The organism is Streptomyces solincola, assembly GCF_002982015.1.
GTDB classification, from domain to species: Bacteria; Actinomycetota; Actinomycetes; order Streptomycetales; family Streptomycetaceae; genus Streptomyces; species Streptomyces solincola.
The window spans coordinates 1-6,472 of sequence record NZ_PVLV01000314.1; the positions used below are offsets into that span (position 1 = coordinate 1).

Sequence of the window (6,472 nt, forward strand, 5' to 3'; positions counted from 1 at the left end):
CGGTGACGGCCCGCGCGGCCCGGCGTACCGCCTCGTGGGCGTCGGCCACCGCCACCGGCCAGCCGGCCAGGGCGAAGCAGCCCAAATCGTTGGCGTCGTTGCCGGCGTACAGCACCCGGGAGGGGTCCACGCCCTGCTCGTCGCACCAGCGCTTGAGGGCGAGGTCCTTGCGGTCCACGCCGTGCAGCACGGGGACGCCGAGCTTGCGGGCGCGGGCGGCGACCACCGGGTTCTGCTCGGTGGACAGGATCAGCACCCGCAGCCCGGAGCGGCGCAGGGCCGCGGCGCCGAGGCCGTCGCCGCGGTGGACGGCGACGAACTCGTGCCCGTCGGCGTCGATCAGCACCCGGTCGTCGGTCTGGGTGCCGTCGAAGTCCAGGACGACCGCGTCCACGTCGGCCAGGGTCGGCGTGGTGGCCGGGTCCAGGAGCGGGGCGAGCGCGCGGGCGCGGGCCAGGTCGTGCGGGTCGTCGATCTCCAGCGTCCGGGCCGGGTCGGTGACGGCCAGCGCGGTGCGGCCGAAGAAGCGGTGCCGGTGGGCGCGGAAGCCGGCCGCGTCCATGGCGTAGGCGGCGCCGGTCTCCAGGTACTCCGGCTGCCGGTCCTGGCGGCGGGGGCGGAACGCCTTGTCGTGGTTGACGCCCACCGCGTCCGCGTCGGCGCCGCCCTGCCACAGGAAGCCGTGCGAGGGGGCGGCGGTCAGCGCGGTGTCGGCGCCCTCGTCGAGCACCCGGGCGGCGACCGCGTCCACGTCGCCGGCGGTCAGGAAGGGGCTGGTGCACTGCACGAGCAGCACCACGTCGGCGGCGCGGCCCCGGGCGGCCTCGAAGGCGTCCAGGGCGTGCAGCACGGCGGCCTCGCTGGTGGCGGCGTCGCCGGACAGCTCGGCGGGGCGCTCGACCGGCTCGGCGCCGGCCGCGCGGGCGGCGGCGGCGATGGCCGCGTCGTCGGTGGAGACCACCACGTCGGTGACCCGGGCGGCGCCCCGGCAGGCCCGCACCGCGCGGGCCACCAGCGGCGCCCCGCCGACCGGCGCGAGGTTCTTGCCGGGCACGCCCTTGGAGCCGCCCCGGGCGGGGATCACCGCCAGCACCAGCGGGCGGATCGGTTCGGGGGTGGTGGTCACAGCTCTCCCAGGCGGCGGATCACCGGGGCGACGCGCTGCACCCCGTGGCGGTAGGCCCCGCGTGCGGCGTTCCGCAGTGCGCGCCGGGCCCGTGAGGGCGCCGGGGACGGCGGGGCGTCCAGGCGGTGGCGGGCCAGTACGCCCGGCAGGTAGCCGGGGGCGGTGGCCGCGGTGTAGTAGGGCCGCGGCGGCGGCAGTACGGGCTCGCCGAGCAGGGTCAGCACCCGGTCGCGGGCCGCGTCGAAGGCCCGCTCGTAGGCGGGGGACGAGCCCGCCGGGTGGACGCCGTGGTCGGCGAGCCAGTCGGGGTCCGCTTCCGGGCGGCGCCCCTCGTCCAGGTGGTCGAAGGAGGCCAGCAGCCCGGAGCCGATGAAGTGGTGGTTGCCCAGGGCCTCGCGGACCCCGAAGTCGGTGAGGACCGCGGTGGGCACGCCCCGGTGCAGGGACTCCAGTGCGGCCGTGGAGGAGACGGTGACCAGCAGGTCGGTGCGGTCCAGCAGCTCGCCCATGTGCCCGTAGGCCAAGGCCAGGTTGGCCGGCAGCGGGCGGCGGGCGGCGAGCTTCTGGTAGGGCAGCTCCTCGATGTGCGTGGTGTGCTCGCCCGGCTTGGAGCGGAGCTTGAGGACGACCTCGCGCTTCGGGTGCAGCTCGGCGTGGCGCACCAGCCGCTCCAGCAGGTAGGCGCGCTCGGCCCGGGTGGCGGGCACCGAGGGCTGGGCGGCGAAGACCAGGGTGTCGCGGCCCGGCTCGGGGGTGTGGCGGGCGCCGCCCAGGAACGGCAGCGCCGCCTGGACGACCGCCGACGCGTCGGCGCCCACCCCTTCGTACACCGCGCGGAAGCGGCGGGCGTCGGCGGCCGAGTTGGCCAGCACCACGTCGGCGCCGTGCCGCAGCAGCAGCCCGTCGGCGAGCTTCTCGTAGACCACGCCGACGTAGCCGGTGACGACGACCGGCCGGCGGGCCGGGCCGAGGCCGGCCAGACCGTGCAGCACCGCCTGCACGGTGCCGCCCACCAGGGCGAGGACGACGACGTCGTAGCCCTCCTCGGCGAGCACCCGCAGGAACTCCGCCCCGGTGACCTCGCGGGGCGCTCCCCCGGTGTCGGCGGTGCGGGCGCCGGCCGTCTCGGCGAGCTGGCGGGCGGTCGGGGTGGCCCGGCCGCGCAGCAGGTAGCCCTCCGGGCGGGTGCCCGCCGGGGTGATGCGGCGCGCGGTCAGCGCGCCCCACTTCCATCGGGTGTCGGAGTCGGCGAGGACGGCGACCCGCACCGCTTCCCGGTCGCCCCGCACCGCTTCTCGGTTGGCTGTTGACACGCCGAGGACGTTAGGAAGAGCCCGGCCCCGGCGGCCCAACTGCGCCGCAACAGCGGGTGAACAGCGCTTTGCCGAAGCCGAGTTGTCCGCCGTGCCGCCCAGTGTTCACCGCCTGGCCGCCTGCCGGTCGACGCCCGTGGCGCAGGCGCTGCCTAGCGTCGTCCCCGTGGTCAAGCTCTCCGTCGTCGTGCCGTTCTACAACGTGCAGACATACGCCTCGGACACCCTGCTCGCGCTGCGCGCCGACGCCCGCGAGGACGTCGAGTTCCTGCTCGTCGACGACTGCTCGACGGACCGGACGCCCGACATCCTCCGGCGGGCCGCCCGCGAACTGCCCGGCGCCCGGCTGCTCACCCACGAGGTGAACAAGGGCCTGGCCAGTGCCCGCAACACCGGCATCGACGCGGCCCGCGGCGAGTACCTGGCGTTCCTGGACGGCGACGACTGGACGGCGCCGGGCCACTTCACCGGGCTGCTGGCCGCGATCGAGCACCTGGGTTGCGACTTCGTGCGCACCGACCACATGGTGTGCACCGGCAAGGCGCGGAAGATCGCCCGGGTGCCGGTCGGGCGGCGGAACACGGTGCTGGAGCCCCGGGCGGCGATCCTGCCCGCCGACCGCTCCACCTCCGTCGACTACCCGTACGCCTGGGCCGGGATGTACCACCGCAGGCTGGCCGAGCGCGGGCTGCTGCACTTCACCGACGGGCTGCGCACCGCCGAGGACCGGCCGTGGATCTGGAAGCTGCACCGGGAGGCGGAGTCCTTCGCGGTGACCGCGCCGCGCGGGGTGCCCGGCGGGATCGGGCTGTTCTACCGGCGCGGGGTCGCCACCTCGCTCACCCAGATCGGCGACGCCCGCCAACTGGACTTCCTGCGCGCCTTCGACCAGGTGCTGGGCGAGACGGCGGCCGACCCGGACGCGGCGACGCTGCTGCCCAAGGCGGTGCGCACCTACTGCGCGATCATCGCCCACCACCTGGGCAACGCGGACCGGTTCGAGCCGGCGGTGCTGCGCCAACTGCGGGTGCGCAGCGGGGAGGCCCTGCGCCGGATGCCGCAGGACGTGCTGGCGGCGACGCTGGACGCGATGGACGCCGACCGGGCGGCCCGGCTGCGCCGGGTGCGGCGGCGAGCCGGCGCCCCGCCCGCCTCCACCGGCGTGCGTACGGAGGTGGCGGCGGCATGAGCACCCGTGTCCTCTGCGCCTCCACGCTCTACGGGGCGGTCACCCTGGCCGCCGCGCTGGACAGCGGCTGCTTCGCCGCCGCCGACCGGACCGTGCTGGTGGTGTGCACCACCGCCGCGATACCGGAGACCGCCGTCCCGCTGGACCGGATGCCCGGCTTCGAGCGACTGCGCGACCGGTTCGACCGGGTGGTCTCCTGGAACGAGGCGATCGCCCCGTTCCACCCCTCCGGCTGGTCCCCGCGCGCGGACGACGCCCCGCTGTGGGAGCGCTATCTGCGGATGCTGTGGGAGCTGGGCGACGAGCCGGTCGAACTGGCCCTGGAATCCCTCCAGGTGCCGCCCGCCCTGTCCCTCGCCCGCCTCTTCCCCGACGCCCCGATCGACGTCTACGCCGACGGGCTGATGAGCTACGGCCCCACCCGCAGCAAGCTGGACCCGCTGGTCGGCGAGCGGGTGCGGCGGCTGCTCCACCTGGATCTGGTGCCGGGCCTGCGCCCGCTGCTGCTGGCGGAGTTCTCCACCGTGCCGGAGGTCATCCCCACCGCGGCGTTCACCGCGGTGGTGGCGAGCCTGGCGGAGGGCCGGCCCGAGTCGGCGGCCGAGGCGGCCGAACCGGGCGGCGGGGCGCTGCTGCTGGGGCAGTACCTCTCCGCGCTCGCCATCCTCACCCCGGACGAGGAAGAGGAGCTGCACCTGTCGATGGTGCGCGGCGCGGTCGCCGAGGGCCACACCCGGCTGCTGTTCAAGCCGCACCCGGTGGCGCCCGCCTCCTGGACGCACGCGCTGGAGCAGGAGGCGGCGGCGCTGGGCGCCGAGCTGACCGTGATCGACCGGCCGGAGCTGGCCGAGGTGCTGCTGCTGCGGCTGCGGCCGGCGCTGGTGGTGGCCTGCTTCTCCACCGGGCTGTTCACCGCCGCCCACTTCTACGGCGTCCCGGTCGCCCGGGTCGGCACCGGTCTGCTGCTGGAGCGCCTGACGCCGTACGAGAACAGCAACCGCGTCCCGGTGACGCTGGCCGACGCGCTGCTGCCCGATCTGGCGGCCGGCGGCCGCTCCGGTCCGCCGTACGCCGCCGGGGACCCGCTCGGCCCGGCCGGCGGCAATCTGCCGGGCCTGGTGGCGGCCGTCGGCTACGCGATGCAGCCGAAGATCCGCCCCGACCTGCGCACGGCCGCCGAGCGCTTCCTGGGGGCGCACCTGGACGAGACCGTGCGGCGCTACTTCAAGCGGCGGCGGCTGACCGCGCTGGGCCTGCCCGGCGGGCTGCCGGCGCCCCGGCGCGCGGTGGTCCGCCGGCTCGCCCGCCGGCCCGCCGTCCGGCGGGTCGCCCTGCGGGTGCGCAGGGCCGCGGGGCGCTAGGGAGCGTCCTCCAGGTCCCGGTCCCGGCCGCCGCCGGCGCCGGCCGAGGACGTGTGGGGGCGGGCGGGGGTCACCTGCGTGCCGGGTCCTTCGGCACCGACACGCCGGGGTAGAGGGTCGGCATCATGGCCTTGAGGATTTGCAGGGCCGAGCCCTCCCCGTTCGCCGGGACCGCGGACAGGTTCGTCATGATCACCACCGTCAGGCGCTTGCCGGGGTCGTGGCCCATGAAGGTCATGAAACCGGGGATCTGACCGTCGTGGCCGATCAGCGGCCCGAAGGACGCGATGCCGAGTCCGTAGCCGGCCGCCGCGGGATCGCCGGGGTCGGTGGGCCTGATGCTGTCGAGTCGGACCCGCTGCGTGGTGGCGTCCAGCAGGCCGCCCGCCACGAGTTTCTTCACGTAGACCGACAGGTCCTGCGTGGTGGAGATGGCGCCCCCGGCCGCCCACGCCCAGGACGGGTTGGCCGACGTCTCGTCCAGTGGCTTCAGGGTGCCTTCGCGGGCCTTTTGGAGTTGCCCGGCGGGCAGGGCGTAGGAGTTGAGCGTCTGCTCGTTGTCGCCGTACTGGTAGCCCTGCGGGTGGTTCTCCGGGATGGACGCGTCGCGCGGGCCGGGAAGCAGCGTCGAGGACATCCCGAGCGGCGTGAAGATCCTCTCCTTGAAGACCTGCGAGAGGGGCTTGCCGGTGAGCCGTTCGACGACGAGGCCGAGCAGGATGATGTTGGTGTTGCTGTAGTAGAACTGCTTGCCCGGAGCGGAGACCTGGGGCTGCCGGAAGGCGATGTCCAGGAGTTCGCGAGGCTTCCACACCCGTTGCGGATCCTCGTCCAGGGCTCGGTTGAAGCCCTTGTCGACCGAGTAGCTCGGTAGCCCGCTGCGCATCTCCGAGAGGTTGGCGATCGTGATGTTCCCGCCGTTCGGCACGTCAGGCTCGAACCGGGAGATCGGATCGCTCAGCTTGAGTCTGCCCTCCTGCACGAGTTGCAGGATCACCGTGGAGGTCATCGTCTTGGTGTTGCTTCCCACCCGGAAGTGGTCCGCCACGGAGACCGGGGACGTCCCCTGGTAGGTCTGCGTGCCGAAGCTCTGCGACCACCTGCCCCACTCCGGGGAGTCCACCATGACGACCGCTCCGGGGATCAGGCCGGCGTCCATGGTTCCTCGAACGGTTCTGGCGAGCTGCTCGTAGACCGGCGACTTCGACGTGGCCGCCGGCTCGGGCGCTCCGGTTCCCCGCGTCGGCGAGCCGCAGGAGACGACCAGCGCGAGTCCCATCGCCGCGACCGCCACGCGGGTGGTGCCGCGTCGCCGCCCTGGGCGGGTCCATCCGGAAGCGAACATGGCCCCTCCTGGCAACTGGTGCCCGCGGTGACGGGCCTGGCAGATAGGAGGGGACGCTAGCCTCCGGGGCGGTCGTCTGCGACAGGAGTGGGCCGGTCGGTCGAACGCGGCGCCCGGGGAGGGGGGAGGAAGAGGGGG

5 protein-coding genes are annotated in these 6,472 nt (G+C 75.0%); 2 read left to right on the plus strand and 3 right to left on the minus strand.

The annotated features are described in order from the left end of the window. Together C6N75_RS20135 and C6N75_RS20140 are read right to left on the minus strand one after the other, a co-directional pair. On the minus strand, window positions 1-1,105 hold a 1,105-nt coding region (locus C6N75_RS20135), incomplete at its 3' end, for an acylneuraminate cytidylyltransferase (protein WP_105870317.1). Window positions 1,106-1,122: 17 nt separating this feature from the next. Next, a complete protein-coding gene (locus C6N75_RS20140) occupies window positions 1,123-2,439 on the minus strand; it encodes a DUF6716 putative glycosyltransferase (RefSeq protein WP_181160546.1) in 1,317 nt (438 codons plus the stop codon). 166 nt (window positions 2,440-2,605) lie between these two features. Here C6N75_RS20140 and C6N75_RS20145 point away from each other — a divergent pair, with 166 nt between their 5' ends. After that, a complete protein-coding gene (locus tag C6N75_RS20145; RefSeq protein ID WP_105870314.1) occupies window positions 2,606-3,628 on the plus strand; it encodes a glycosyltransferase family 2 protein in 1,023 nt (340 codons plus the stop codon). Further along, window positions 3,625-4,989 carry an alpha-2,8-polysialyltransferase family protein gene (locus C6N75_RS20150; RefSeq protein ID WP_105870315.1) on the plus strand — a complete coding sequence of 455 codons (1,365 nt, stop codon included), beginning with the start codon at window positions 3,625-3,627 and terminating at the stop codon, window positions 4,987-4,989. The genes C6N75_RS20145 and C6N75_RS20150 overlap by 4 nt, the downstream gene beginning before the upstream one ends. A gap of 70 nt (window positions 4,990-5,059) precedes the next feature. Here C6N75_RS20150 and C6N75_RS20155 read toward each other — a convergent pair whose 3' ends face one another. Then, window positions 5,060-6,334: a serine hydrolase domain-containing protein gene (locus tag C6N75_RS20155; protein ID WP_105870316.1), complete on the minus strand. Its 1,275-nt coding sequence runs from the start codon at window positions 6,332-6,334 to the stop codon at window positions 5,060-5,062. Between the last annotated feature and the right edge of the window lie 138 nt (window positions 6,335-6,472).

What these genes read in the sequence shown, in the direction of transcription:
- C6N75_RS20150 (WP_105870315.1), top strand. Translation starts at nt 3,625, where the DNA reads ATGAGCACCCGTGTCCTCTGCGCCTCCACGCTCTACGGGGCGGTCACC.
- C6N75_RS20155 (WP_105870316.1), bottom strand. Translation starts at nt 6,334, where the DNA reads ATGTTCGCTTCCGGATGGACCCGCCCAGGGCGGCGACGCGGCACCACC.